Annotated in this window: 24 protein-coding genes; 8 read left to right on the forward strand and 16 right to left on the reverse strand. The window is 74.5% G+C overall.

Annotation, left to right across the window (positions count from 1 at the left end):
• The first annotated feature begins 8 nt into the window (after positions 1 to 8).
• Positions 9 to 524 carry a DinB family protein gene (locus tag ACIQVT_RS24805; RefSeq protein WP_403757977.1) on the forward strand — a complete coding sequence of 172 codons (516 nt, stop codon included), beginning with the start codon at positions 9 to 11 and terminating at the stop codon, positions 522 to 524.
• Here ACIQVT_RS24805 and ACIQVT_RS24810 read toward each other — a convergent pair.
• The 11 genes from ACIQVT_RS24810 to ACIQVT_RS24860 all read right to left on the reverse strand — a co-directional run bounded on the left by ACIQVT_RS24810 (position 506) and on the right by ACIQVT_RS24860 (position 11,600).
• Positions 506 to 1,576 (reverse strand): adenosine deaminase, encoded by a 1,071-nt coding sequence (locus ACIQVT_RS24810; protein ID WP_403757981.1) that lies wholly within the window; start codon positions 1,574 to 1,576, stop codon positions 506 to 508. The genes ACIQVT_RS24805 and ACIQVT_RS24810 overlap by 19 nt on opposite strands.
• Positions 1,577 to 1,651: 75 nt before the next feature.
• A complete protein-coding gene (locus ACIQVT_RS24815; RefSeq protein WP_403757984.1) occupies positions 1,652 to 2,044 on the reverse strand; it encodes a VOC family protein in 393 nt (130 codons plus the stop codon).
• A 178-nt stretch (positions 2,045 to 2,222) separates the two neighbouring features.
• Complete coding sequence (locus ACIQVT_RS24820; protein ID WP_403757989.1) at positions 2,223 to 3,131, reverse strand: aldo/keto reductase; 909 nt, start codon at positions 3,129 to 3,131, stop codon at positions 2,223 to 2,225.
• A 35-nt stretch (positions 3,132 to 3,166) separates the two neighbouring features.
• Positions 3,167 to 4,489, reverse strand: coding sequence for an aldehyde dehydrogenase family protein (locus tag ACIQVT_RS24825; protein ID WP_403757992.1), 1,323 nt, complete (start codon positions 4,487 to 4,489; stop codon positions 3,167 to 3,169).
• A 140-nt stretch (positions 4,490 to 4,629) separates the two neighbouring features.
• Positions 4,630 to 4,980 carry a YciI family protein gene (locus ACIQVT_RS24830; protein ID WP_403757995.1) on the reverse strand — a complete coding sequence of 117 codons (351 nt, stop codon included), beginning with the start codon at positions 4,978 to 4,980 and terminating at the stop codon, positions 4,630 to 4,632.
• Positions 4,981 to 6,029: 1,049 nt separating this feature from the next.
• Positions 6,030 to 7,175 carry an LLM class flavin-dependent oxidoreductase gene (locus ACIQVT_RS24835; RefSeq protein WP_403758000.1) on the reverse strand — a complete coding sequence of 382 codons (1,146 nt, stop codon included), beginning with the start codon at positions 7,173 to 7,175 and terminating at the stop codon, positions 6,030 to 6,032.
• 14 nt (positions 7,176 to 7,189) lie between these two features.
• Positions 7,190 to 8,374, reverse strand: a complete 1,185-nt coding sequence (locus ACIQVT_RS24840; RefSeq protein WP_403758002.1) for an SfnB family sulfur acquisition oxidoreductase — start codon at positions 8,372 to 8,374, stop codon at positions 7,190 to 7,192.
• A gap of 5 nt (positions 8,375 to 8,379) precedes the next feature.
• A complete protein-coding gene (gene ssuE, locus ACIQVT_RS24845) occupies positions 8,380 to 8,934 on the reverse strand; it encodes an NADPH-dependent FMN reductase (RefSeq protein ID WP_403758005.1) in 555 nt (184 codons plus the stop codon).
• 66 nt (positions 8,935 to 9,000) lie between these two features.
• Positions 9,001 to 10,218: an acyl-CoA dehydrogenase family protein gene (locus ACIQVT_RS24850; RefSeq protein ID WP_403758008.1), complete on the reverse strand. Its 1,218-nt coding sequence runs from the start codon at positions 10,216 to 10,218 to the stop codon at positions 9,001 to 9,003.
• Between the two features lie 49 nt (positions 10,219 to 10,267).
• Positions 10,268 to 11,395 carry a dimethylsulfone monooxygenase SfnG gene (gene sfnG, locus ACIQVT_RS24855; RefSeq protein ID WP_403758011.1) on the reverse strand — a complete coding sequence of 376 codons (1,128 nt, stop codon included), beginning with the start codon at positions 11,393 to 11,395 and terminating at the stop codon, positions 10,268 to 10,270.
• A 121-nt stretch (positions 11,396 to 11,516) separates the two neighbouring features.
• Positions 11,517 to 11,600 carry a putative leader peptide gene (locus ACIQVT_RS24860; protein WP_353758244.1) on the reverse strand — a complete coding sequence of 28 codons (84 nt, stop codon included), beginning with the start codon at positions 11,598 to 11,600 and terminating at the stop codon, positions 11,517 to 11,519.
• Positions 11,601 to 11,737: 137 nt separating this feature from the next.
• Here ACIQVT_RS24860 and ACIQVT_RS24865 point away from each other — a divergent pair, with 137 nt between their 5' ends.
• Complete coding sequence (locus ACIQVT_RS24865; protein WP_403758014.1) at positions 11,738 to 12,643, forward strand: LysR family transcriptional regulator; 906 nt, start codon at positions 11,738 to 11,740, stop codon at positions 12,641 to 12,643.
• 8 nt (positions 12,644 to 12,651) lie between these two features.
• Here the strand turns inward: ACIQVT_RS24865 and ACIQVT_RS24870 are convergent, their stop codons facing one another.
• The 3 genes from ACIQVT_RS24870 to ACIQVT_RS24880 form a co-directional block, all read right to left on the reverse strand.
• A complete protein-coding gene (locus ACIQVT_RS24870; protein WP_403758017.1) occupies positions 12,652 to 12,828 on the reverse strand; it encodes a hypothetical protein in 177 nt (58 codons plus the stop codon).
• 84 nt (positions 12,829 to 12,912) lie between these two features.
• A complete protein-coding gene (locus ACIQVT_RS24875; RefSeq protein ID WP_403758021.1) occupies positions 12,913 to 15,039 on the reverse strand; it encodes an MMPL family transporter in 2,127 nt (708 codons plus the stop codon).
• A 168-nt stretch (positions 15,040 to 15,207) separates the two neighbouring features.
• On the reverse strand, positions 15,208 to 15,690 hold the full coding sequence (locus ACIQVT_RS24880) for a MarR family winged helix-turn-helix transcriptional regulator (protein ID WP_403758024.1): 483 nt from the start codon (positions 15,688 to 15,690) through the stop codon (positions 15,208 to 15,210).
• A 92-nt stretch (positions 15,691 to 15,782) separates the two neighbouring features.
• On the opposite strand from ACIQVT_RS24880, the gene ACIQVT_RS24885 reads away from it, so the two are divergent.
• Both ACIQVT_RS24885 and ACIQVT_RS24890 read left to right on the forward strand, forming a co-directional pair.
• Positions 15,783 to 17,294: an SDR family oxidoreductase gene (locus ACIQVT_RS24885; RefSeq protein WP_403758027.1), complete on the forward strand. Its 1,512-nt coding sequence runs from the start codon at positions 15,783 to 15,785 to the stop codon at positions 17,292 to 17,294.
• A gap of 69 nt (positions 17,295 to 17,363) precedes the next feature.
• Positions 17,364 to 18,758: a cryptochrome/photolyase family protein gene (locus ACIQVT_RS24890; protein WP_403758030.1), complete on the forward strand. Its 1,395-nt coding sequence runs from the start codon at positions 17,364 to 17,366 to the stop codon at positions 18,756 to 18,758.
• Positions 18,759 to 18,784: 26 nt separating this feature from the next.
• Here ACIQVT_RS24890 and ACIQVT_RS24895 read toward each other — a convergent pair whose 3' ends face one another.
• Positions 18,785 to 19,855, reverse strand: a complete 1,071-nt coding sequence (locus tag ACIQVT_RS24895; RefSeq protein WP_403758034.1) for a MerR family transcriptional regulator — start codon at positions 19,853 to 19,855, stop codon at positions 18,785 to 18,787.
• Positions 19,856 to 20,021: 166 nt separating this feature from the next.
• Here ACIQVT_RS24895 and ACIQVT_RS24900 point away from each other — a divergent pair, with 166 nt between their 5' ends.
• Both ACIQVT_RS24900 and ACIQVT_RS24905 read left to right on the forward strand, forming a co-directional pair.
• Positions 20,022 to 20,687, forward strand: a complete 666-nt coding sequence (locus ACIQVT_RS24900) for a sigma-70 family RNA polymerase sigma factor (RefSeq protein WP_403758037.1) — start codon at positions 20,022 to 20,024, stop codon at positions 20,685 to 20,687.
• A 90-nt stretch (positions 20,688 to 20,777) separates the two neighbouring features.
• Positions 20,778 to 21,215: an SPW repeat protein gene (locus ACIQVT_RS24905; protein ID WP_403758040.1), complete on the forward strand. Its 438-nt coding sequence runs from the start codon at positions 20,778 to 20,780 to the stop codon at positions 21,213 to 21,215.
• A gap of 71 nt (positions 21,216 to 21,286) precedes the next feature.
• Here ACIQVT_RS24905 and ACIQVT_RS24910 read toward each other — a convergent pair whose 3' ends face one another.
• Entirely contained in the window at positions 21,287 to 22,726 is a 1,440-nt protein-coding gene (locus ACIQVT_RS24910; RefSeq protein WP_403758044.1) for an APC family permease, read from the reverse strand.
• Between the two features lie 114 nt (positions 22,727 to 22,840).
• Here ACIQVT_RS24910 and ACIQVT_RS24915 point away from each other — a divergent pair, with 114 nt between their 5' ends.
• Positions 22,841 to 24,025 (forward strand): ROK family protein, encoded by a 1,185-nt coding sequence (locus tag ACIQVT_RS24915; protein WP_403758047.1) that lies wholly within the window; start codon positions 22,841 to 22,843, stop codon positions 24,023 to 24,025.
• A 106-nt stretch (positions 24,026 to 24,131) separates the two neighbouring features.
• Positions 24,132 to 26,846, forward strand: coding sequence for a glycosyl hydrolase 2 galactose-binding domain-containing protein (locus ACIQVT_RS24920; protein ID WP_403758050.1), 2,715 nt, complete (start codon positions 24,132 to 24,134; stop codon positions 26,844 to 26,846).
• Positions 26,847 to 26,855 lie beyond the last annotated feature (9 nt).

The following is a 26,855-nucleotide window of genomic DNA, read 5'->3' on the forward strand; positions in this document are numbered from 1 at the left end:
TGGACGGTATGCATGCCAAGGACATCCTCATCGACGGCTACGGCCGCATCCAGGAAGAAGTCCACGCCGTCCTCGACGGTCTGGGCCCGGACGGGCTGCACCACCGGCCGGCCCCGGACGCCAACACGATCGCCTGGCTCGTCTGGCACCTGACCCGGGTGCAGGACGACCACGTCGCCGACGCGTTCGGCCTCGACCAGGTGTGGCTCTCCCAGGACTGGGAGAAGCGGTTCGGGCTCGGCCTGCCGCGGCACGACACCGGTTACGGGCACAGTGCCGCCGACGTGGCGAAGGTGCGGGTGGAGTCGGCCGATCTGCTCACCGGCTACCACGACGCCGTCCACGCGCAGACCCTCGACGCCCTGCGCTCCCTGGCCGCCAAGGACCTGGAACGGGTCGTGGACGAGGGCTGGGACCCCCCGGTCACGCTGGGCGCCCGCCTGGTGAGCGTCCTGTCCGACGATCTCCAGCACGTCGGACAGGCCGCCTACCTGAGGGGACTGTTTCAGAGCGCGGCGGCGTAACCCGGCAGCACCACGTCCTCGATGAGGGCCTTGCGCTCGTCGAACGGGATGAACGCGCTCTTCAGGGCGTTCACCGTGACCGTGCGCAGGTCCTCGACGGTCCAGCCGGCCTGCTCGACCAGCAGGGACATCTCGCGGGTCATCGTCGTGCCCGACACCAGACGGTTGTCGGTGTTCAGCGTGACCCGGAAGCCCAGGTCCTTCAGGACGGTGATCGGGTGCTCGGCGATGGAGGTGGCACAGCCGGTCTGGAGGTTGGAGGTGGGACACATCTCCAGCGCGATCCGGCGGTCGCGGACCCAGGAGGCGAGGCGGCCGAGCTTGCCGTCCACGATGTCCTCGGTGAGGCGTACGCCGTGACCGATGCGCTGCGCGCCGCACACCTGGAGGGCCTGGTGGATGCTGGGCAGGCCGTGCGCCTCGCCGGCGTGGATGGTGAAGGGCACGCTCTCGCGGCGCAGGTGCTCGAAGGCGGCGAGGTGGTCGGCGGGCGGGAAGCCGTCCTCGGCGCCGGCGATGTCGAAGCCGACGACACCCGCGTCGCGGTAGGCGACCGCCAGGTCGGCGGCCTCGCGGACCCGGTCGAACATCCGCATGCCGCACAGTAGGGTGCCGACCCGGACGGGGGTGCCGGCCGCGGCGGCCTTGGCCATGCCCGCCGCCAGGCCCTCCTGGACCGTCTCCACGACCTCGGGCAGCGTCAGGCCGCCGTTGACGTTCAGCTCGGGCGCGTAGCGCACCTCGGCGTAGACCACGCCGTCGGCGGCCAGGTCGAGGACGTACTCCTCGGCGGTGCGCAGCAGGCCCTCGCGGGTCTGCATGACGGCGAGGGTGTGCTCGAAGGTGGCTATGTAGCGGACCAGGTCGCCGGAGTTGGCGGCCTCGAAGTACCAGGCGGCCAGCTCGTCGGGGTCGGTGGTGGGCAGGGTGTGGCCGACCGCCTCCGCCAGCTCCACGACGGTGGCGGGGCGCAGGCCGCCGTCGAGGTGGTCGTGCAGGACGGCCTTGGGCAGCCGGCGGAGGGTCTCGGTGTCGACAGGGGACGCGGTCATGGCAGGGCTTTCCTCGGCAGGTGGTTCGACAGGGGTGCGGAAGCGTCGGGGCGGGTGCCGGCCGTCGCCGGGCGGTCAGGCGACGGGCTGGAGCAGGTCCCAGCGGTTGCCGTACAGGTCGCGGAAGACCGCGACCGTGCCGTACGGCTCCTCGCGCGGCTCCTCCAGGAAGGTGACGCCCGCGGCGGTCATCCGGGCGTGGTCGCGGGCGAAGTCGTCGGTGTGCAGGAAGAAACCGACACGGCCGCCGGTCTGGTCGCCGACCCGGGCCCGCTGTCCGGCGTCCTTGGCACGGGCCAGGAGCAGTCCGGTGCCCGAGCCGTCGCCGCCGGGTTCCACGACGACCCAACGGGAGCCGTCGGGGCGCGGGGCGTCCTCGGCGAGACGGAAGCCCAGGGCCTCGGTGTAGAAGCGGACGGCCTCGTCGTAGTCGTCGACGACGAGGGTGACCAGGGCGATACGGCGCATCGTGACCTTCCGGCGGGGGTGGTTAGCGGGTGAGGTTATACGTAAAACCCGACGGACGCCAGTCCCTGTTCTACGCGCGTCACCGCGGGCGGGGGACGGCCCGTGGTGACGGGCCCGCACCCGCGGTGACGCGGGCCCGTCCGGCGGGCCGGTAGCGCCCCCGGTGCCGGTGGAGCGGTCAGTGGCCCGACGTGCGCAGGGCGTCGAGCCGGGCCACTTCCGCGCCGGTCAGCCGGAGGGCGCCCGCGGCGATGTTCTGCACCAGGTGGGCGGGGTCGCCGGTGCCGGGGACGGCGAGGACGTGCGGGCCCCGGTGCAGGGTCCAGGCGATGCGGACCTGGGTGGGGCTCGCTCCGTGCGCCCGGGCGACGGCGAGCAGCTCCTCGTCCTGGCGTGCCTCGGCGGCACCGCGTTCGCCGCCCTTGCCGGCGACGGCGTAATAGGGGACGAAGGCGATGCCCCGCTCCGCGCACATCCGCAGCAGCTCGTCGCCCTCGGGACCGGCGGCGTCCAGGGAGTACCGGTTCTGTACGGCGGCCACGGGCGCGATCTCCAGCGCCTCGGTCAGGTGCCGGGGGGCGACGGCGGAGATGCCCAGGTGGCGGATGAGGCCGGCCTCGCGCAGTTCGGCGAGCGCGCCGAAGTGCTCGGCTATGGAGTCCTGCCCCGTGCGGCGCAGGTAGACCAGGTCGAGGTGGTCGCAGCCGAGCTGGCGCAGGTTCTCCTCGACGTGGCCGCGCAGCTCGTCGGGCCGGGCCGAGGTCCCCCACTCGCCCCGCTGGTCGCGGAAGGGTCCCACCTTGGTGGCGATGACCAGGCCGTCGGCGTACGGGGCGAGGGCGGTGTTGACGAGTTCGTTGGCGGAGCGCAGGGAGGAGAAGTAGAAGGCGGCGGTGTCGATGTGGTTCACGCCGAGCTCGACGGCCGTGCGCAGCACGGCGATCGAACGCGCCCGGTCGCCGGGGGTGCCCAGGTGGAAGGGGGCGCTGCCCGTGAGCCGCATGGCACCGAGGCCTACGCGGTTCACGGGCAGGTCGCCGAGGGTGAACGTGCCGGAGTCTGCCGCGGTGACCGTGTCCGTGATCATCGGCGGAGTCTCGCACACCCGTGCCCGGCGGGGTCTCAGCCGAGCGGCTTGGCCAGGACCGCCTTGCGGTGGCTGAACGTGTCGAGGGAGTAGCGGCCGTGGTAGCTGCCCATGCCGCTCTCCCCCACCCCGCCGAACGGCAGGTCGGAGACGGTGAGGTGGGCCAGGGGCAGACCGTGTCCCAGGCCGCCGGAGGAGGTCTCGGCGGCTATGCGCCCGCGGGTCGCCCCGGACTCGCTGAAGACGTACAGGGCGAGCGGCTTGTCGCGGTCGTTGATGAAAGCGATGGCCTCGTCGAGACCGGCCACGGTGACGAGGGGGAGGATCGGGCCGAAGATCTCCTCCCGCATGACGGGCGAGCCCGGGTCGACGTCCGCGAGGACGGTGGGCGCGATGTACCTGGCCGGCCGGTCGCGGGTGCCGCCGACGGCGACGCGGCCGGAGCCGAGCAGGGCGGACAGCCGGTCGAAGTGGCGCTCGTTGATGATCCGGCCGTACTCCGGCGAGAGCGCGGGGTCCGCGCCGAACAGCGCCTCGACCGCGCGGACCAGCGCGGCCTCCAGGGCGGGGGCCGTCTCCGGGCCGGTCAGGACGTAGTCGGGGGCGACGCAGGTCTGGCCGGCGTTGAGGAACTTGCCGCGGGCGAGCCGGTCCGCGACCACGTCGAGGTCGGTGCCCCGGTCCACGAACGCCGGTGACTTGCCGCCGAGTTCCAGGGTGACCGGGGTGAGGTGCTCGGCGGCGGCCCGCAGGACGACGCGGCCGACGGCACCGTTGCCGGTGTAGAAGATGTGGTCGAAGCGCTCCGCCAGCAGGGCCGTCGTCTCCGGGACGCCCCCCTCGACGACGGCGACCGCGTCGGTGTCCAGGTAGGCCGGTATCAGCTCGGCCAGCGCGGCGGAGGTGGCCGGCGCGAGTTCGCTCGGCTTGGCGACGACCGCGTTGCCGGAGGCCAGGGCGCCCACCACGGGGGCGAGCAGGAGCTGCGCGGGATAGTTCCAGGGGGCGATGACGAGGACGACGCCGAGCGGGTCGTACTGCGTCCACGCGGTGGTGTCCGCGCCGAGGTGCGCGGGGACGGGGGCGGGCTCCGGGCGCAGCCACTCGTCGAGGTGGTCCAGGGTGTGGTCGATCTCGCGGACCGTGAAGTCGATCTCGGTGCGGTAGGCCTCGGTGGAGCTCTTGCCGAGGTCGGCGTGGAGGGCGGCGGCGAGGTCGGCACCGCGCTCGGTGAGCATCGCGCGCAGCCGACGGAGCTGGCCGGTGCGCCACTGGACGGACTTGGTGCGGCCGGTCCGGAAGGTGGCGCGCAGCCGGGCCACGACGTCGGCGGGCTGCTCGGGCAGGGACTGGTTCACGGGTGCCTCGCTGGGATGCGCGGGCCGGGGCGGCCCGGGGCCGGGTCCGGCCGGCTCGGTGCGGTTCGGATGTAAAGGCCAACCTTTCATGACCTGAAGTTCATTCCGTCGCCGCCCCATCATGACGAGGGTCACAGCGGTCAGTGCTGGGCCACGAAGGCCCGTACCTCGATGGGCAGGCCGGTGGCCAACGCGGCCCTTCGGCCCCACTCCAGGGCCTCGTCCCGGTCGGCCGCCCGGATCAGGCACAGGCCGCCCAGGTATTCCTCGCCCCCGGCGTAGGGGCCGTCGGCGACGAGCACGTCACCGTCGCGCGGGCGGAGCACGGTCGCGGTCTCCGGGCCGTGCAGGCCGCCCGCGAAGACCCAGGCGCCCGCGGCGCGCAGTTCGTCGTTGAACGCCTCGACGTCGCGCATGATCCCGGCGAGCGCCTCCGGACCGGGCGGGGTCCCGCCGGCCGGCTGGACCACGCTGAGCAGGTAGTGGTTCATGACGTCCTCCTAGGCGTCGGACCCGTGTCGAGCTCCGAGTCACCTCCTACACGAGCGCGCGGCCCCGGGCCCGGCACCGCGCGCTGCGCCCACCGAAAATCTCCCCGGAAGCGGTGTCCGTGGACGAGGAGGAGCGTCCCGGGGCCCGGCCGCGCGGCGCCACTCGCGGGAGGTACGGGACGGTCGCGCGACCGAGCGGCACGGGAGGCACCGGTGCGCGTCCCTGTCGGACCCGGCACCGGTGACGACCGCCCCCGGGAGGACCGGGACGCCGGGGCCGCGGCGGCGAGCAGCGACCCTTCCCCATGGCCCGCCGGCAGGGCGCGAGGCGACGAGCGGCGCGGTCCCCGTGGGCGGCGCAGCGCACGCGTGCCACCCACCGGCGGCACCGTCACACCGCGCACCGCCCCGGGCGCGGACGCGACTCCCCGGGGCGGCCAGCGGGCGCACACGGAGCCGACCGCGTGGCCCGCCGGCAGGGCGCGAGGCGACGAGCGGCGCGGTCCCCGTGGGCGGCGCAGCGCACGCGTGCCGCCCACCGGCGTCACCGTCACACCGTGCACCGCCCCGGGCGCGGACGCGACTCCCCGCACGACCGGCGGACGGACACCGGAGCCGACCGCGTGCGCCAGCCGGAAGAGCGCGAGGCGACGAGAGACGCGGTCCCCCTGGGCGGCGCAGCGCACGCGTGCCACCCACCGGCCGCACCGTCACACCGCGCACCGCCCCCGTCGCGGACGCGACTCCCCGCACAACCCGCGGACGGACACGGAGCCCACCGCGTGCGCCAGCCGGCAGGGCGCGAGGCGACGAGCGGCGCGGTGCCGTGGGCGGCGCAGCGCACGCGTGCCACCCACCGGCGGCACCGTCACACCGCGCACCGCCCCGGGCGCGGACACACACCTGGGAGACGGCAGCCACCACGTCGTGGACCCCGCCGCCGCGCAGGACGAGTTCGGCGAGCCGGTCGTGCACGTCGGACGCGACTCCCCGCACAACCGGCGGACGGACACCGGAGCCGACCGCGTGCGCCGGCCCCGCCGGGGCGGTCAGCTCGCGAACGGTACCTGGGCCGTGGTGGCGGTGCGGCCGCCGGCGTCCGGGTGTGCCCACAGGCCCTGCGCGGCGAGCCGGGGCAGGACGCCCTCGCCGAACCAGTACGCCTCCTCCAGGTGCGGGTAGCCGGAGAGGACGAACTCGTCGATGCCGAGGGCGTGGTACTCCTTGACGCGCTCCGCGACCTCGTCGTGGCTGCCGACCAGGGCCGTGCCGGCGCCGCCGCGCACCAGCCCGATGCCGGCCCACAGGTTGGGGTGGATCTCCAGGCCCTCCCGGCTGCCGCCGTGCAGGGCGAGCATGCGCCGCTGGCCCTCCGACTCGCTGCGGGCCAGCCCGGTCTGCACGGCCCGTACCGTCTCGGGGTCGAAGCCGGCGAGGAGCCGGTCCGCCTCCGCCCAGGCCTGCTCGGAGGTGTCCCGGGTGATGGCGTGCAGCCGGATGCCGAAACGGAGGGTACGGCCGTGCTCGGCGGCCAGCTTCCGTATCCAGGTGATCTTCTCGGCGACCTGGGCCGGGGGTTCCCCCCAGGTGAGGTACACGTCGGCGTACCGGGCCGCGACCTCCCCGGCGGCGGGCGAGGAGCCGCCGAAGTACACCTCGGGCACCGGATCGGGCACCCGGCTCAGCTTCGCGCCCTCCACCTGGAGGTGCTTCCCGTGCAGGTCGACGCTCCCGCCCTCCCACAGTTGGCGCACGATGTGCAGGAACTCACCGGTACGGCGATAGCGCGCGTCCTTGTCGAGGAAGTCGCCGTAGGCCCGCTGCTCGTGGCTCTCGCCGCCGGTGACGACGTTCAGCAGCAGCCGTCCGCCGCTCTGGCGCTGGAACGTGGACGCCATCTGGGCGGCGAGGGTCGGGGAGACCGAGCCGGGCCGGAAGGCGACCAGGAACTTCAGCCGTTCGGAGTTCTGGCTGACCATGGCGGTGGTCAGCCACGCGTCCTCGCACCAGGCGCCGGTCGGAGTGAGCGCGCCGGCGAAGCCGAGGTCCTCGGCGGCGCGGGCGATCTGGCTCAGGTAGGCGACCGTGGGCGGCCGGTCCCGGCCGGATGCGGTCGCCGGGGTGCCGTGGCCGCCGCCGACGACATGGCGGCTGTCGCCGTTGGTGGGCAGGAACCAGTGGAAGGTGAGGGGCACGTGGGGGTCTCCGATCAGAGCAGGCCGTGCCGGGGCGGCCGGGTTCCGGTGAGCACGTACCGGCCGATGTGCTGGATCTTCCAGCGCACGGGGTCGTGCAGTGTGTGGGTGCGGGCGTCCCGCCAGTGGCGGTGCAGGTTGAGGGAGTCGAGGGCCGCGCGGGTGCCGGCCACCTCGAACAGGGCGCTCGCCACCTCCACGGCGGCCCGGGCGGCCCGCACCTTGGCGGCGGCCACCGCGATGGACGCCTCGGCGGCGGAGTCGTCGGTGAGCCGGGCGCGGGCCGCGTCGACCGCACGGGCGGCCTCTCGCAGCAGCGCCTCGGCGGAGCGCAGTTCCAAGGCGAGTTCGCCGAAGCGCTGCACGAGCAGCGGGTCGTCGGTGGCGCTGCCGTCGCCGGCCTCGAACCAGGGGCGGCTGGTGGTGCGGACGAACCGGGCCGCCTCCGCCAGTGCACCGCCGGCGATGCCGGTGTCGATGGCGGCGTGCAGCAACTGGGCGACGGCGCCGTGCAGTTGCGGTCCCTCGAAGGTGAGGTGGTGGGGCAGGACCCGGTCCCCGGGCACGGGGACGCCGTCGAGGCGGACGGTGCCGCTGGCGGTCGTCCGCTGGCCCATGCCGTCCCAGTCGTCGACGACGGTGAGGCCGGGGGCGTCCCGGGGGACGTAGGCGACGTGCAGCTTGTCGTCCTCGGCGCGGGCCAGTACCGGGATCCAGTCGGCGAACAGGGCACCGGTGCTGTAGTGCTTGACGCCCGGCAGGAGGTAGGACCCGTCCGCCCGGGGCGCCAGACGGGTGCGGATGTCCTGGACGTGCCGGGTGCCGGCCTCGGACTGGGCGTTGCCGAGGCGGCGGCCGGCGAGGAGTTCCGCGAAGAAGAACTTCCGCTGTTCGTCGGTGCCCTGACGGCGGATGACGTTGACGTGGACGAAGTGGCTCTGCGGGATCTGGGCGAGGCTGCCGTCGGCGGAGCCGAGCAGCCGGAAGATCTCCGCGAGGGTCCCGGCGCCGACGTCCGCGCCGCCGTGCTCGGCGGGCACGGTGACGGCCAGCAGCCCGGACGCGGAGAGCCGGTCCAGTTCGGCGCGCGGGAGCCGGCGCTCGGCGTCCCGCGCGGCGGCCCCGGCGCGGAACTCGTCGGCCAGGGCCGCGGCGACGGCGAGTGCCTCCGCCTGGTCGGCGATGACGTGTGCGGTCATGGGGGTCAGCTCGCCGCCGCCAGGACCGGGGTGCGACCCAGGGCCGCCGCGAACTGGTCCACCACCTGCCCGAGGGCCTCCTCGGTGGCGGGCGCGACGGCCACCGAGCCGTCCTCCCGGACGGTGATGTCCTTGTCGAGGGTGAACCAGCCCTGGACGATGTGCGCGGCGCCCATGGAGTTCAGCACCGGGCGCAGGGCGTAGTCGATGGCGAGGACGTGGGCGGTGGAGCCGCCGGTGGCGAGCGGCAGCACGGTCTTGCCGGCCAGGGCGTGCTGCGGGAGCAGGTCCAGCAGCGCCTTGAGGACGCCGGAATACGACGCCTTGTAGACGGGGGTGCCGACCACGACGCCGTCGGCGCGGGCGAACAGCTCGGTGGCCGCCACGATGGCGGGGTGCCGGAAGTCGGCGCCGAGCAGGGCCTCGGCCGGCACGGTGCGCACGTCGAGCGGGATCACCTCGTGGCCCTGGGCTATGAGCCGCTGGTCCAGGTGGCGCAGCAGGCGGCCGGTGCGCGAGGAGGCGGAGGGGCTGCCGGAGACGGACAGGACGGTGGCCATGGGTGCCTCGTTCCTTCGGGTGCGCCGGGCGCCCGCGCTGGTGCGGGCGCCCGGAGGGGAAGTCGGTCAGGAGTACCAGGTGGGTTCGGGCAGTTCGCCTTCGAGGACCCAGCGGCCGACCTCGCGGCGCTTGTAGGCGACCGGGTCGTGCAGGGTGTGCGTGCGGACGTTGCGCCAGAAGCGGTCCAGTCCCTCGGTGGTGGCGGTGGAGCGGGCGCCGGTGACCTCGAAGATGCGGGTGGTGATCTCCAGGGCGACGTCGGTGGCGCGGGCCTTGACCGCGGCGACCCGGACCTCGAACTCGCCGCGGGCGCGTTCGGTGACCGCGTCCGGGTCGTCGTGCAGCGTCTGCCCCTCGGCGGCGACGGCGTCGGCGAGCGCCTCGGCCGCCCACAGCTTGGCGGTGAGGTCGCCGTAGATGTCGATGACGTACGGCTCGTCGACCGCCCGCTCGTGGCCGCCGTGCAGCCAGGACCGGGCCTTGGTGCGGGTGTAGGTGGCGGCCGTCTCCAGCGCGCCGGCCGCGATGCCCAGGTAGAAGTTGACGAAGACGAGCTGGATGGTGGGGACGTTGAGGGTGTTGTAGACGCGCGGCCGGAACCGCTTGTCCACGTAGCCGGCCGCCGAGGACCACGGGGTGCGGACGCCGTCGAGGGTGACGCCGCCGCTCTCCGTGAGGCGCTGGCCGATGTTGTCCCAGTCGTCGTGGAAGGTCAGTCCCTCGCTGTCGGAGGGCACGATGGCGAAGACGTGCTGGTCGGTGCCGTCCAGGACGCCTTCCAGGACGGTGACGTCGGAGATCTTGCTGCCGGTGGAGAAGGACTTGCGTCCGGTGAAGACCAGGTCGTCGCCGTCCTCGGTGACGGTGACGTCCTTGTCGCGCGGGTTGACGGCTCCGCCGAAGAACCAGCGGTCGCGGGAGGCCTCGGCCTCCACCTGCTCCCACTGCTCGCGGTTGCCGACCAGGCGCGCGGCCCAGAACCACAGGTAGTGGTAGCCGAGGAGCTGGCCGATCGACCCGTCGGCCTTGGCGACCTCGCGGACGACGCGGTAGGCGGTGGGCCACTCCTGGCCGGCGCCGCCGTGCTCGGTGGGGCCGAGCAGGGTGACGAGGCCGGAGTCCTTCAGCAGGCGGATCTCGGCGTGCGGGGTGGCGCCGGCCCGGTCGCGGGCGGCGGCGTCGGTGGCGAGGACGGCGGCCACCTCGGTGGCGCGGGCGATCCACTCCTCGGCGGTGCGCGGGGCGGGGCCGGTGGTCCAGTCGGTGCGGGGGGCGGTGCTCATGCTGCGGCGACCTCTTTCGCGGGGTGCGGTGCGGAAGGTGGGGGGAGGGTCAGACGTGCGCGGGCACGATCTCGGGCCCGTCGGCCGTGTGCGGCACTCCGGCCTCGAGTTCGCGTACGAGCGGCAGCACGCGCTCGCCGAAGTACTCGACCTCCTCGTGGTAGTGCAGGAAGCCGAGGAGGAACAGGTCGACGCCGAGCCTCTTGTAGGCGACGATGCGTTCGGCGATCTGCTCCGGTGTGCCGATGAGCCCGGTGCGGAAGCCGTCGTTGTACTGGACCAGGTCCTCGAACGTGGAGTCCTGCCACATGCCCTTGCCGTCGGACGTGGACCGCCCGGCCTGGCGTACGGCGGCACCGAAGCCCTCGACGGCCTCGGTGTCGGCCCCGGCGACGATCTCGCGCAGGGTGTCGTGGGCCTCGGCCTCGGTGTCGCGGGCGATGAGGAAGCCGTTCAGCCCGAACCTCGGTGCGGGGCGCCCGGACTCCGCGGCGGACGCGCGGACGTCCCGGAGCTGTTCGGTGACGCCGTCGAAGTCCTTGCCGTTGGAGAAGTACCAGTCGGAGACGCGGCCGGCCATCCGGCGGGCGGCGGTGGAGTTGCCGCCCTGGAAGATCTCGGGGTGCGGACGCTCGGGGGTGTTGAGCGGTTTGGGCTTGAGGGAGAAGTCGCGCAGCCGGTAGAAGTCACCGGCGAGTTCGGTGTGGTCCTCGGTCCAGATCTTCCGCAGGGCGGTGATGAACTCCTCGGAGCGGCGGTAGCGTTCGTCGTGCTCCAGCCAGGGCTCGCCGAGCGCCGTGAACTCGTCCTTGAACCAGCCGGAGACGACGTTGACGGCGAAGCGGCCGCCGGAGAGGTGGTCGGCGGTGGCGCCGAGTTTGGCGAGGACACCCGGGTGCCACAGGCCGGGGTGGACGGCGGCGATGACCTTCAGCCGTTCGGTGGCCAGCAACAGAGCGAGGCTGAAACTGGTGGACTCGTGCTGGTACTCGGCGCCGTAACCGGCCATGTAGCGGACCTGGCTGAGCGCGTACTCGAATCCGTTGTTCTCGGCGAGCACGGCGAGCCGGCGGTTGTAGTCGTACCCCCAGTCGGTGCGCTGTTCGATGGTGCTGGTGACGAGTCCCCCGCTGACATTGGGGACCCAGTAGGCGAATTGCAGGGGCGCTGCGGGCATGCGGAACTCCTGTTGCGGGGAATGCGCGAGGACTTTCGGGCATGCGGAATTCCGGGCGCCAGGGGGCGCGGGAATTCGGGCGTGCCGGAGAGGTCCGGTGGGGCGGGGAGAGCGCGGCGGATCAGACCGCGGGGCAACAGGAGGCGCTGGAGACGCGCGCGAGGTCGACATGGCGTCGCCGCGTGAGGTCCAGTCGCATCGTCATGCCGTCGATCGTGGCAGCAGCCGGATATGGCCGTCAAGGTAAACCCGACCGGTCTCGTATCGCGGACCATTGAATTTAACGAAGGTGTGACAGGGGAACCCTTGAACAGGATGTCGCCGGCCACGCATTCTGCGGCGGTGCGGACGGAACAGCTGGAATACATCGCGGCCGTGACCCGACTCGGCTCACTGCGGCGGGCGGCCGAGGAACTGCGGTTGTCGCAGCCCGCGTTGAGCGAGACCGTGCGGAACCTGGAGCGGGAGCTCGGGGTCGACCTGCTGGAGCGCAAGCGGTCGGGCGCGACGATGAGCGGGGCGGGCCGGGAGCTGCTGCCGCACATCGTGAGCGTGCTGGAGGCGGTCGACCGGCTGCGGGCGGCCGCCGGTGAGCAGCACCGCATCAGCCGTATGGTGCGCGTGGGCACGGTCAACGCGGCGACCGTGCCGCTGCTGATCCCCGTGCTGCGGGAGTTCCGCGCCACGCATCCGGTGACCCAGGTGGAGGTGGTGGGCGCCCAGCAGACGGACATCCGGCGCGGGCTGGCGGAGGGCGGCTTCGACCTCGGTCTCGTCAACCATCTGGAGGGCGACGACGTGCCGGCCGGCATGGAGGGCACGGAACTGCTGCGCGGGCGACCGGTGGTGTGCCTGCGCCCGGACAGCCCCCTCGCGGCGCTGCCGGTGATCGGGGTGGACGACCTGCTGGGCGTGCCGCTGATCGCGATGCGGGCCGGGTACGTGATGCACCGCTATGTGCACCGGCTGCTTGCGGGGCGGAGCGCGGTGTTCTCGTACTCGACCGACGGTGCGGAGATGGGCAAGCTGATGGTCGCGGAGGGGCTCGGGGCGACGGTGCTGCCGGACTTCAGTGTCGTCGGGGACCCGCTGGAGCGGTCCGGCACGATCACGTACCGGCCGCTCGCCGGCGGGACCACCCGGGTGCTGCTGGTGCTCCAGCGCCGGCGGGCGGAGTCGGTTCCGCAGGCCGCCCAGGACCTGCACACCGCGTTCGTGCGGCGGGCGCGGGAGCTGACCCGGGAGTGAGGGCCGCCTCAGACGCGGCCGTCGTCCTCCTGGCCGTCGACCACGACGAGGAAGGCGTCCGACTTCAGGTCCATGACCACGGTGGCCGGTTCACCCTCGGCGCGCCGGGCCGCCGCGTACTCCTCCGCCGGCCACGATCCCCGCGGAGACCCTGCGGGGAAACGCTCCAACACCTTGGCACTCATCACGGCGGCCACCTCCTGCGTCGCTGACCCGAACGGAATGTACATGTTGTACCGCTTCTGTTGCCCCGGATCGGCGAGGGCATGTCACCGGACTTCGTCCACCGTCCGCTCGGTCCGCGGAGCCTCGCGCGCGGCGGGCCGCCGGCTCAGCCGGCCGGGCCACCAGGCGAGGCGGCCGATGTCCCGCACCAGGGCGGGCACCAGCAGGGAGCGCACCACGAGCGTGTCGAGCAGGACGCCGAAGGCGACGATGAACGCGATCTGGGCCAGGAAGGCCAGCGGGATGACACCGAGGGCGGCGAAGGTCGCCGCCAGCACCACGCCGGCCGCGGTGATCACCCCGCCGGTCGACACCAGTCCCCGGGTGACGCCCTGCCGCACGCCGTGGCGCAGGGACTCCTCGCGCACCCGGGACATGAGGAAGATGTTGTAGTCGACGCCGAGGGCGACCAGGAAGACGAACCCGTACAGCGGGACGGACGGGTCGGTGCCGGTGAAGCCGAACACGTGATGGAAGACCAGGGCGGAGACCCCGAGGGTGGCCAGGAAATTGACCGCGACGCTGGCCACGAGCAGGACGGGCATCAGCAGGGAGCGCAGCAGCCCCGCCAGGATCACCAGGATGATGCCCAGGACGACGGGGACGATCAGGGTCCGGTCGCGTTCGGCGGTGCGCAGGGTGTCGTAGCGCTGGGCGGTGTAGCCGCCGACCACGGCGTGTGCGCCGGGGACCGCCCGCACCGAGTCGCGCAGCCGGGCGATCGTGTCCGTGGCGTCGTCGCTGTCCGCCGCCGAGCGCAGGGTGACGTCGACCCGGACGCGGCCGCCGGCCACCAGGGGCTCGGCGCCGGGCCGGCCGGAGGCGCTCACCGCGCCGGCGGAGGCTACGCCGTCGGTGTGCCGGGCAGCGGCGAGCACCCGGGGCAGCCGCGCGGCGTCGGCGATGACCACGGCCGGGTTGCCCGAGCCGCCGGGGAAGTGCCGGTCGAGGGTGTCCTGGGCGGCGACGGACGGCGCGTCGTCGACGAAGGTCTCGGAGAGCGGGACGCCCCTGGAGGCCAGCGTGGGGGCGAAGGCGGCGCAGGCCAGCAGGGCGACGAGGCAGCTCGCCCACACCGTGCGCGGTGCGCGGTCGACGACGCCGGCGACGCGCTGCCACAGTCCGTGGGCGCCGTCCGTGCCGTCGGTGGCCCGGGGCCGGGTGGGCCAGTAGGCGCCGCGTCCCAGGAGGAGGAGCACGGCGGGCAGGAAGGTGAGGGCGCTGAGGAGGGCGCAGCCGATGCCGAGGGCGCCGACCGGTCCGAGCGCCCGGTTGTTGGTGAGGTCGCTGAGGAGCAGGGCGAGCAGGCCGAGGGCGACGGTGGCGGCGCTGGCGGTGATGGGTGCCCAGGACCGGCGCAGCGCCGCCCGGGTGGCCGCGAACCGGTCGGTGTGCCGGGTGAGTTCCTCGCGGTGGCGGGCGCTGAAGAGGAGGGCGTAGTCGGTGGCCGCGCCGATCACCAGGATGGACAGGATGCCCTGCACCTGGCCGTCGACGCGGACCAGGCCGTGGTCGGCGAGGGCGTAGACGAGCGCGCAGGCCAGCCCGAGGGCGAACACGGCGCTCAGGATGACGACGAAGGGCAGCAGGAGGCTGCGGTAGACGAGCACGAGGATGACGAGGACCGCGGCGAGCGCGACGCCGAGGAGCAGGCCGTCGATGCCGGAGAAGGCGTGGCCGAGGTCGGCCTGCGTCGCGGCGGGGCCGGCCAGCTGGGCGGTGGTGCCCGGTACGCGGTCCGCGGCGGCGCGGATGCGGTCGAGCGTGGCGGGCAGCTCCTTCCCCAGGTCGGGGCGGAGCGGAACGACCCCCTGGAGGGCTCGGCCGTCCGCGGCGGGCAGGGCCGGTGAGGTCCGGCCGGCCACGCCGGGGGTCCGGGCGAGGGAGGCGAGGGCGGCGGTCGCGGCGGGCCGCTGCCGGCTCACGGAGCCGCCCCCGTCGCCGGTCCAGACGACGATCACGGGCAGGGTCTCCCGCTGCCGGAAGGCGCGCTGTTCGGTGACGACCCGGGTGGACTCGGCGCTGCGCGGCAGGAAGGCGGCCTGGTCGTTGGTGGAGACCTCGCCCAGGCGGCCGGCGAACGGGCCCAGGAAGGCGCCGACGGCCAGCCAGACGGCGAGCAGGGCGAAGGGGAGGAGCAGGCGGGTGGTGCGGAGGGAAGGGGCGGCCATCTCACTCCTGGCTCGGGGAGGCGGATACCTCGATGACCGACCGTCTCGATCATCGAGTCATACGGTTGCCGTGATCCCACGGCGGACACCTGCCGGTTCCGCTCCCGCGGGGTCGGCGGATGCGGGACCGCCCCCGGCGGGCCGGCACGCGCGGCCCGTCACGGGGGGTCAGCGTATGCGGGAGAGTTCCTCGTCGAGCGCGACGAGGAAACGCAGCGCCGCCGACAGCTCCTCGGGGCCGAACCGCGACCGGGCGGCCTCCGTCGCCTCCGCGAGCGGCCGGAAGTGGGCGCGGGCCGCCGCCCGGGCGCCGTCGGCGTGGTACAGGTGGACCACACGCCGGTCGGCGCTCTCCCGTACCCCGCGGACGTGGCCCGCGCGTTCCAGCCGGTCCGGACAGGCGGTGACCGCCCCGGAGGTGAGACCGAGGTGCGCGCGCAGACGGCTCGGCGTCATCGGCTCCTCGGCGTCCACCACGGCCGCCAGGGCCTGTACGTCGGTGGCGTGCAGCCCGTGGGCCCCGGCGAACGTGTGCACCAGCCGGTTGATCTCACCGTTCGTCCGGCGCAGGTGCACGGCGAAGGACCGCAGGTCCGGGGCCGGTGCCTGCGGCGGTCCGGCATGCCGTTCCCGGTCGTCCGCTGTCGCCACGTGATCAGCCTATAGAAGGACACGCATCCGCGGACGCGGCCCGGCGGGAAGGCATCTACCGGGGGGCCACCGACACGGAGGACCTGGAAGCGATGAACGACGACGACTCGGCGGGCGGGCTCCGCTGTCTGGTGACAGGAGCCACGGGCTACATCGGCGGCCGGCTGGTGCCCGAACTGCTCGCCGCCGGGTACCGGGTGCGCTGTCTGGCCCGCTCCCCCGGCAAACTGCGCGACCACCCGTGGGCGGGCGAGGCGGAGGTGGTGCGCGGGGACGTCACCGACGCCGACTCGGTCGCCGAGGCGATGCGGGACGTCGACGTGGCGTACTACCTGGTGCACGCGCTGGGCACCGGCAGCGGCTTCGAGAAGACCGACCGGCGCGCCGCCCAGGTGTTCGGGGAGCGGGCGAAGGCGGCCGGGGTCCGCCGCATCGTGTACCTCGGCGGCCTGACCCCGGCCGGTGTGCCCGAGGAGCGACTCTCCCCGCACCTGAGGTCCCGGGCGGAGGTCGGCCGCATCCTGCTGGCCTCGGGCGTGCCGACCGCCGTGCTGCGCGCCGCCGTCATCATCGGTTCGGGCTCGGCCTCCTTCGAGATGCTGCGCTACCTCACGGAGCGGCTGCCGGTGATGATCACACCCAGCTGGGTGCACACCCGGATCCAGCCCATCGCCGTCCGCGACGTGCTGCGCCTGCTGGTCGGCAGCGCGACCCTGCCCGACGACGTCAACCGCGCCTTCGACATCGGCGGGCCGGACGTGCTGACGTACCGCGACATGATGCGCCGGTACGCGCGCACCGCCGGCCTGCCCCGGCGGCTCATCGTGTCCGTGCCGGTCCTCACCCCCCGCCTGTCCAGCCACTGGGTGGGACTCGTCACCCCCGTCCCCGCGTCCCTGGCGCGCCCGCTGACGGAGTCGCTGCGCCACGAGGTGGTCTGCCACGAGCACGACATCGAGCGGTACGTGCCCCTCCCGCCGGGGCGGCCGCTCGGCGTCGACGAGGCGGTGCGGCTGGCCCTGCGCCGGGTGCGCGAGGCACGGGTGACCACCCGTTGGTCGTCCGCCGCGGTGCCCGGCGCGCCCAGCGATCCGCTGCCCACCGACCCCGACTGGGCGGGCGGCAGCCTCTACACCGACCACCGGGACGCGGCGGTGGCCGCGCCGGCGCACGAGCTGTGGCGGGTGATCGAGGGCGTGGGCGGGGAGAACGGCTGGTACTCCTTCCCGCTCGCCTGGAGCCTGCGCGGCTGGCTGGACCGGCTGGTCGGCGGGGTCGGGCTGCGGCGCGGCCGACGGGACGCCCAGCGGCTGCGGGTCGGTGACTCGCTGGACTTCTGGCGGGTGGAGGAGATCGAGCCCGGCCACCTGCTGCGGCTGCGGGCGGAGATGCGGCTGCCGGGGCTGGCCTGGCTGGAGATGTACGCGGAACCCGACGGCACCGGCCGCAGCCGGTACCGCCAGCGGGCACTGTTCCATCCGCGCGGGCTGCTCGGCCACGCCTACTGGTGGAGCGTCTCACCCTTCCACGCCGTGGTGTTCGGCGGGATGGCCCGCAACATCGCGCGGGCGGCGGCCCGCCGGACCGCCGCCGTCACCCGCTGACGGCGCATCCGCCGCGCCCGCCGCACCGGAACCGCCAGCGTCCGCACCTCTCGCCTCCGGAGCCGCGCCATGTACGTCTCGGTCGTCCTGTTCACCGCCGACCTGCGCCTGTACGACCATCCGCCCCTGCGGGCCGCGCTGGAGGGCGCCCGTCAGGTCGTCCCGCTGTTCGTCCGGGACACCGGGGTCGACGGCGCGGGCTTCGCCGCCCCCAACCGGCTGGCGTTCCTGGCCGACTGCCTGCGGGACCTGGACGCGGGGCTGCGCCGGCGGGGCGGGCGCCTGGTGGTGCGCTCCGGCGACGTGGTGGAGGAGGTGTGCCGGGTGGCGGCGGAGGCGGACGCCGACGAGGTCCACCTGGCGGCCGACGTGAGCGCCTACGCCCACCGGCGGGAACGACGGCTGCGGCGGGCCCTGGAGGCGGAGGGGCGGCGGCTGCACGTCCACGACACGGTGACCACCGTGGTGACGCCGGGCGCGGTGACCCCGGCCTCCTCCGACCACTTCGCCGTGTTCACGCCGTACTTCCGGCAGTGGTCGGCGCAGCACGTGCGGGACGTGCGGGACGCGCCGCGCGCGGTCCGCGTCCCGCCGGGCATCGGCTCGGAGGAACTGCCGTCGCGGGCAGCGCTGCCGGGGCTGTCGCCGGGGCTAGCCGAGGGCGGTGAGACGGCGGGCAGGAAGCGGCTCACCGCCTGGCTGCGCTCGGGCGTCGCCGCCTACGAGGACCGGCACGACGACATGGCCGGGGACGCGACGTCCCGGCTCTCGCCGCACCTGCACTTCGGCACCCTCTCCCCGGTCGAGGTGGTGCGGCGGGCGCGCCTGGCGGGCGGGCCGGGCGCGGAGGCGTTCGTCCGGCAGATCGCCTGGCGGGACTTCCACCGCCAGTTGCTGGCCGCGCGGCCCGCCGTGGCCGCCGCCGACTACCGCACCAAGCACGACCACTGGCGGTCCGAGCGCACGGCGTGGGACGACATCGAGGCGTGGCGCCGGGGCCGCACCGGCTATCCGGTGATCGACGCGGCGATGCGCCAGCTGCTGCACGAGGGGTGGATGCACAACCGCGCCCGCCTGCTCACGGCGAGCTTCCTCACCAAGACGCTGTACGTCGACTGGCGTGTAGGCGCCCGCCACTTCCTGCGGCTGCTGGTCGACGGCGACCTGGCCAACAACCAGCTGAACTGGCAGTGGGTCGCGGGCACCGGCACCGACACCCGCCCGAACCGGGTCCTCAACCCGGTCGCCCAGGCCAGGCGGCACGACCCCGACGGGGCGTACGTGCGCCGCTGGGTGCCGGAGCTGCGGGAGGTCGCGGGCGCGGCGGTGCACGAGCCGTGGAAGCTGGGCGCCGCGGAGCGGGCGCGCACCGGCGACTACCCGGACCCGGTGGTGGGACTGGCCGAGGGCCTGTCCCGTTTCCGCCGCGCCCGCGACCGCGACCTCGCCGCCGGGGCCGGCTGACCCGCCACGGCCCGGTCCGCCACCGCTCAGGCGGGACCGGTGGGCGGGGCGGCGCCGTACGCGGCGGCCAGGGCGGCCAGGGCCTCGGTCAGGGCGGCCGGCCGGACCGTCCCGGGCGCGGGCCGGGCCCAGCCGGGGCCGGCGAGCATCACCAGCGGCTGCGCGCGGGCCCCCTTGACGCCCCACTCCATGGCGGCCACGTGCTCGGCGAGCGGCAGGCTCGCGGTGGAGCGGGCCTGCGCCCACAGCACCACGGCGACCGGGCCGAGTCGCCGTACCGCCGCGACGAGCGCGTCCGCCGGCACCGCGGCACCGAACATGCGGGTGGGGACGCCGAGCCGGCTGAGTGCCGCGTTGAGCGCCTCCAGCGGGAGGGTGTGCTGCTCACCGGGGACGCAGGCCAGCAGGACGGGGCCGGCGCCCGTGGGGTCGGCCGGCGCCACGGGCTGCCGGGTGTGCCGGCGCAGGGTGGTGGACACCTGCCAGGACAGCAGGTGTTCCACCTCGACGTACCGGTCCCCCGACGACTCCCACCGGCGGCCCACCGCGTGCAGGGTCGGCAGCATCACGTCCTGCCAGGCCACCACGACGCCGTACCGCTCCACGGCGGCCTCCAGCCGCTCGCCGACGGCGGCCGCGTCCAGCCGGACGGCGGCGCGGGCGAGGCCGCGGCCCTCCTGCCGGGCGGCACCGGGTGACGGGGCGTCCGCGTCGGTCGCCGTGGGGGCGGCCGGGACGGCGGGCGGTGCGGGGGCGGGCGCGCCGGCGGCCGGGGGGCGCGGTGCCGGCGGGTACGCCCGCTCCTTCGCGGCCCGGGCGGCGTCGGCGGGCGGCACCCCGGACGCGGTGAGCCGGCACATCGCCTCCAGCATGGTCACGTCCCGGGCGGTCCACCGGCGGTGCCGGCCGTCGGCGCGGGCGGCGGGGCCGATGCCGTACCGGCGGTCCCAGGAACGCAGGGTGGTGGGCGATACGCCCAGCCGGCGGGCCAGCGCACCGGTGGTCAGCCCCGGCTCGGAGGCCGGGGTGCGACCGGTCCGGCCGCGCTGCGCCGTCCGGTCGGTCCCCGGCGTTCCCACGGGGTCGGTCGCGGTCATGGGACGACCCTACGCCGTCCATACGACGCAGAAACGATGCAAGTTGTCCCGCTGGTCCGCGGACTCACACGATGAACACCCGGAGCGCGCCCCGGAGCACACCGGCACGCAGGGACGGCGCGGCCCGTCGGGCCCCCGTCCCGTCCGACGCGAAGGAGCCGTCGCCATGAGCCCGCATTCGACCGCCGTCGCGCCCCGCACCGCGGCCCCGGCCGACCGGTCCGCCGGCCCGCCGCCGTGGCCGCCCGCCGGGGCGCCGCTCACCGACGAGGAACTCGCCCGCGGCCTGGTGGCGGGCGACGAGGCCTGCCTCGCCGCGGTCCACCGCCGCTGGGCGGGGCTGGTGCACTCGTTGGCCTGGCGCACGCTGGGCGACGCCGCCGAGGCCGAGGACGTCACCCAGCAGGTGTTCCTCGGTGTCTGGCGGGGCCGCGCCGGCTTCCGGCCCGACCGCGGCACGGTGGCCGGGTGGATCGTCGGCATCACCCGCCGCAAGATCGCCGACGCGCTCTCCGCCCGGACGCGCCGCGGCGAACTGGTCGCGGCGGCGGGCGCGGTGCTGCCGCCGGACGGGTTCGGTGCCGAGCGCCCCGAGGCGGCCCTGGACCGCGTGTTCGTGGGTCGCGAACTGGCCCGGCTGCCCGCGCCCCAGCAGCGCGTCCTGCGACTCGCCTACTACGAGGACCTCACCCAGACGCAGATCGCGGAGCGGACCGGGTGGCCGCTGGGCACGGTCAAGAGCTATGCGCGCCGGGGTCTGCATCGTTTGCGCAGCAGCTTGGAGGAGCAGACCGGCGACGGTGTGAACAATCCCGGGCATCTCTACACATAAGCGCGAGATAAGTGCAAACTGGATTCTGCGGCGCTCAACCGCACACCGCGCCAGACGCGGGTCTGGCCGCAGAGCCGAAGGAGACGAACCATGGCCGACGTCTCGCACAGGGGTGACATGAGGAGCCACCCCGATGTCCCCGAGATGCAGGCGCGCTACGCCCGCATGCTCGACGGTCGTGACGTGGCGCTCGTGGACGGGCCGGTGTTCCTGCTCGGCCTGTACTGCGCCGCCTCCCCGTGGATCCTGCACTACACGGCGAACCAGCCGGCCCTCGCGACCCACAACCTGATCATGGGCATCGCGATAGGGCTGCTGGCGCTCGGATTCACCCGGGCCCCCGAGCGCATGTACGGCCTGAGCTGGGCCATGTGCGCCATGGGTGTCTGGATGATCATCGCGCCGTGGATCGTGGGCCGCGCCCCGGACACGGGCATGATCATCAACAACGTCGTCATCGGTGCCCTGGCCCTCGTCCTCGGACTGGTCTGCGCCGGTACGGCGGCGAGGAGCGGACCCAGGCCGTAGAGAAAAGGGCGAAGCGTGCGACGGGGCCGGTCCGCGACGGCGGGCCGGCCTCCCGCACGCCGGCCGGCGCCTCAGCCGGCGCTCGCCTCCAGGGCGGCGTACTCCTCGCTGATCTCCTTCTCACCGAACGGCCACACCCGCTCCCGCCACGCCCAGGCCACGAAGGCCGCACAACCCAGGGCGAGCCAGGCCAGCGACCACTCGACGGGGCGGCGGCCCGGGGAGTTGCGGTCGGCGTACCCGTAGACGACGCACCAGCCCGCGAAGGCGACGACGGCCGGCAGCGGGTACAGCCACATCCGGTACGGGCGCCGCAGGTCCGGCCGCCGGCGGCGCAGCACGCCCAGCGCCACGATCTGGGCGAGCGCCTGGACGACGACCATGACCGTGGTGAGCAACTGGATCAGGGTGAGCAGGTCGGTGTGACGGCCGATCAGGAAGCCCACCGCGGTGATCACCCCCATCGTCGCGAGACCGACCGGCGGGAAGCGGTGCCGGGGGTGCAACCGCGCGTACGGCCGGAAGAAGACGCCGTCGCGGGCGGCGTCGAAGGGCACCCGGGAGCCGCCGAGCAGCCCGGTGAACACGGAGGCGAACGCGGTGACCAGGATCAGCACCGTCACCGTGTCGGCGGCCCCCCTGCCCCACGTCTCCTCCAGCACGGCGGAGGCGACCGAGGTGGAGGCGATGTCGTGGGGGTCGGTCATGCGGTGCCAGTCGACGACGCCGAGGGTGCCGATCTGGAGCAGCAGGTAGATCGCCATGATGCCGAGGACGGACAGGACGATGGAGCGCGGCAGGGTGCGGCCGGGGTCCTTGATCTCGGCACCCAGGTAGGCGGTGGTGTTGTAGCCGAGGTAGTCGTAGACGCCGATGGTCAGGCCCGCCGCGAACCCCGGCCAGAAGTGGCCGCTCGTCGGGTCGAAGGCGTGCGCCGGGTAGGCGAAGGCCCGGTGCGGGCTGAAGCCGGTCGCGGCGGCGGCGATCACCAGGAGCACCGAGGCGATCATCACGGCCCACATGACGAGGGTGATGCGGGCGATGCGCTCGATGCCGCGCCAGAGCAGCAGGACGACCAGGGCGATGACGGCGAGGCCGGTCAGGTCGCCGGCGGCCGGCCCGAGGCCGGGGGCGAGGTAGCCCAGGTACTGCACGAAGCCGACCACGCCCGTGGACAGGATCAGCGGGATGAACAGCATCGCCGTCCACACGAACAGGAACGGCAGCAGGCGTCCGGTGCGGTACTGGAAGGCCTGGCGCAGATAGACGTAACTGCCGCCGGAGCCGGGCATCGAGGCGCCCAGCTCCGCCCAGACCAGCCCGTCGCACAGGGCAAGGATCGCGCCCGCGACGAACCCGGTGACCGCCTGGGGACCGCCGAACGCGGCGACCATCAGCGGGATCGTCACGAACGGCCCGATGCCGCACATCTGGCTCATGTTGATCGCCGTGGCCTGGAACAGGCCGACGCGACGGACGAAACCACCCGTGGGTGGCGGGCTGCCGGACATGGGACTCCTGACGCCGCGGGACCACGCCGTACCCGGCGGGGCCGACGGCGGACAAAGTTAAGGAGCCTTACGAGAGGCGTCAAGTAGGCGCCGGGGATGCGCGAGAATGGTGCGATGCCCGCCAGCGAGGTCACGGAGCCGCAGGAACAGCCCTGGAGCCGCCGGCGCCTGCGCAGCGCCAACGAGCGGCTGCTCCTGGACCGGCTGCGCGCCCTGGGGGCCGCCTCCCGGGCCCAACTGGCCCGGGACACGGGCCTGTCGAAGCCGACGGTCTCCAGCGCCCTGGCCTCGCTGGAGTCGGCCGGGCTGGTGCGCGAGGCCGGCACGCACTCCCCCGAACGCGGTCGCACCGCCGTGCTGTACGCCCCCGACCCGGCCGCCGGGTACGCCCTCGGCGTGGACATCGGCCGGGCCCGGCTGCGCGTGGCGGTCGCCGACCTGGACGGCACGGTCGTCGCCCGGACCGACGTGCGCAACCCGGCCCGCACCTCCGCCGCGCTGGCCGCCCTGGTCGTCGACACCGCCCGCCGGGCGATCGCCGAGTCGGGCGCGGACCCGGCCCGGATGGCGCACGGGGTGCTCGGCACGCCCGGCGTGTACGACGAGCGGCACCGGCGGGTCCGGTACGCGGCACAGTTGCCGGGCTGGGGGCGCCCCGGGCTGGTGGACCGGATCCGCGAGGAGCTGGACCTCCCCCTGGAGGTGCACAACGACGCCAATCTGGCCGCGCTCGGCGAGTACGCGTACGGCGCCGGCGCGGGCAGCCGGCTCTTCGCGTACCTCCTGATCGGCACCGGCCTCGGTATGGGCGTCGTCAGCGAGGGACGGCTGTTCACGGGCGCCCACGGGCTGGCCGGCGAGATCGGCTTCCTGCCCTGGCCCGGCCGGGGGAGGCCGGAACGGCTGGAGGACGCGGTGGCCGGGGTGGCCGTGGTCGAGTCCGCCCGGCGGTTCGGCATGAACGGCCGGCTCACGGCGAAGGCCGTGTTCGACGCGGCCCGGCAGGGACAGCCGGCCGCCGTGCGGGCCGTGGAGCTGGAGGCCGAGCGGATCGCGCACACGGTGGCGGCGGCCGCCGCCGTGCTCGACCCGGACCTGGTCGTCCTCGGCGGCGGGCTCGGCCGCAGCGCCGGGCTGCTGCTGCGGCCGGTCCGTGAGCGGCTGCGCACGCTCACCCCGCTGCGCCCGCGGATAGCGCCGAGCCGGCTCGGCACGGACGCCGTGCTGCTGGGCGCGGTGGCCACGGCCCTGGAGACGGCCCGCGACGTGGTGTTCGAGCGCCGCACGGCCGGAACCTGACCCGTTCAACGTCACCGACGGCGAGGATCGTTGACAGCGTCCGGGGGCCGACCTAGCGTGACCGGCGTTTGTAAAGTTTCCTAACTTTACGAGGCTGGAGTCCGCCGTGATCCCTCGCCCCGCCCGCCGGCTCGCCAGGGCCGTCGCGCTGCTCGCCGTGGCCGGCACCCTGACCGCCGGCGCCTGGGCCGGCCCCCGGGACGCGACGGAACCCCGCCGGTCCGACCGGGTCACGCACGTGCCCGCAGCCGCCGGCACCGCCACGCCGCTCGCCGGCTACGCCGTCCGCTCCACCGCGCGGGTGACCGACTCCGCGGCGGCCGTCTCCTCCCCCGGCTACCCGACGGCGGGCTGGTACCCGGCGGGCCCCCGCTCGACCGTGCTGGCCGCGCTGCTGGCGAACGGCGTGTACCCCGACCCCTTCCACTCCACCGCCCAGCGCGGGATCCCGCGGGCCGACTTCGAGGTGCCCTGGTGGTACCGCTCCGACTTCACCGTCGAGGACACCACGCGGCGCACCTCCCTCGACTTCAGCGGGGTCGTCTCGGCGGCCGACGTCCACGTCAACGGCCATCGGGTCGCCGGGGCGGCGGACGTCGCCGGCGCCTACACCCACCACGAACTCGACATCACCCCGCTGGTGCGCCCCGGCACGAACACGGTCGCCTTCCGGATCCGGCCCAACGACCCGGACAGCGACCTCACCATGGGCTGGCTCGACTGGCTCCAGCCGCCGCCCGACCGGAACATGGGCATCGTCCGCGACGTCCTGGTGCGCCGGGGCGGCCCGGTCGCGCTGCGCGACGCGCACGTGGTGACGGAGCTGGCCGTGCCGTCGCTCGCCACGGCCCGCCTGACGGTGAGGGCGCGGGCCCGCAACGACTCCGCCGCGCCGGTGACCGCCGACATCTCCGGCAGCGTCGCCGGCACGCGCCTCACCCGGACCGTGCGGCTCGCCGCCCACGAGACGCGGACCGTCACCTTCACCCCCGACGACACGCCGGGCCTGCGCCTGACCGCGCCGAAGGTGTGGTGGCCGGCCGGGATGGGCGGGCAGCCGCTGTACGGCCTCGACCTCACCGCCTCAGTCGCCGGCACGGTCTCGGACACCGCGCACGAGCGGTTCGGTATCCGGGACGTACGGGCCCCGCTGAACGCGGACGGCGCCCGGCAGTACCGCGTCAACGGTCGCAGGCTGCTGGTGCGGGGCGGCGGCTGGTCCCCGGACGAGTTCCTGCGCTGGGACCGCGGCTACGCCGAGGACCGCCTGAGGTACGCCGTCGACCTGGGCCTGAACACGCTCCGCCTGGAGGGCCACCTGGAGCCGGACGAGTTCTTCGACCTGGCCGACCGCTACGGCGTCCTCACGCTGCCGGGCTGGGAGTGCTGCGACAAGTGGGAGGGCGACGTCAATCCCAGCGGCTCGGGGAAGAAGTGGACCGCGGCCGACCACCGCGTCGCCGCGGCGTCCATGGCCGCCGAGGCCGCCCGGCTGCGCGACCACCCCAGCGTGCTGTCCTTCCTGATCGGCAGCGACTCCGCCCCCGACGCGAGAATCGAGACGGAGTACCTCGACGCCCTGGGGGCCGCCGACTTCACCGCCCCGGTCGTACCCGCCGCCTCCGACGGCGCCACACCGCGCCTGGGCCGCTCGGGGATGAAGATGAGCGGCCCGTACGACTGGGTGCCGCCCGGCTACTGGTACGCCAAGCGCGAGGGCGGCGCCACCGGCTTCAACTCCGAGACCAGCGCGGGCCCGAGCATCCCCACCCCGGACACCCTGCACCGGATGCTGACACCCGCCGAACTCGACACCCTGTGGCGGGACCCGGACGCCCGGCAGTACCACCGCTCGCCGTCCGCCACCTTCGGCACCCTCGCCCTCTACGACCACGCGCTGGCCGGCCGCTACGGCGCGCCCACGGGCCTCACCGACTACGTCCGCAAGGCCCAGCTGGCCCAGTACGAGAACGTCCGGGCCCAGTTCGAGGCCTACGGACGCAACGCCACCGACGCCGAGCGGCCCGCCACCGGGGTCGTGCACTGGATGTTCAACAGCGGCTGGACGTCGCTGCACTGGCAGCTGACGGACCGCTACCTCGACCAGAACGGGTCCTACTTCGGGGCGAAGAAGGCGAACGAGCCGCTGCACGCGCAGTACTCCTACGACGACCACTCGATCGTCGTGGTGAACAACCGGCACGCCGGGGAGCACGGCCTCACCGTCCGGGCCACCCTGTTCGACCCGGACGGCACCCCCAGGTACGACAGGACCGTGACCGGGACGGCCGTGGACGGCGACGGCGCCCGCGCGACCGTGCTCACCCTGCCGGCCTCGGTGGACGGTCCCGCGCGGACCCACCTGCTCCGGCTGGTGCTCCGCGACGCCGGCGGCACGGAGGTGAGCCGGAACGTGTACTGGCTCTCCACCGTGCCGGACACCCTCGACTGGGACGGCATCGACTGGTGGCACACCCCGACCACCGGCTACGCCGACCTCCGCGGGCTCACCTCGATGGCGGGCGTGCCGGTGACGGCGGCCGCGGTCACCCGGTCGGCGGGGGGCACCTCGACCACCACGGTGACCCTGCGCCACGCCGGGACCGGCTCGACCCCGGCGCTGTTCACGGACGTCCGGGTCGTGGACGCGCGGAACCGGCCGGTGCTCCCGGTGCGCTGGTCGGACAACGAGACGAGTCTGTGGCCCGGTGAGGAACTGACCCTCACGGCCACCTACCGGACCGCTGATCTGCGCGGCTCGGCGCCACGGGTGCGGGTCTCCGGCTGGAACACCCCGGAGCGGACGGTGCCGGCCGGCTGAGCCCGCCCC

The sequence above is a fragment of the Streptomyces sp. NPDC100445 genome, assembly GCF_044759735.1.
Classification (GTDB): domain Bacteria; phylum Actinomycetota; class Actinomycetes; order Streptomycetales; family Streptomycetaceae; genus Streptomyces.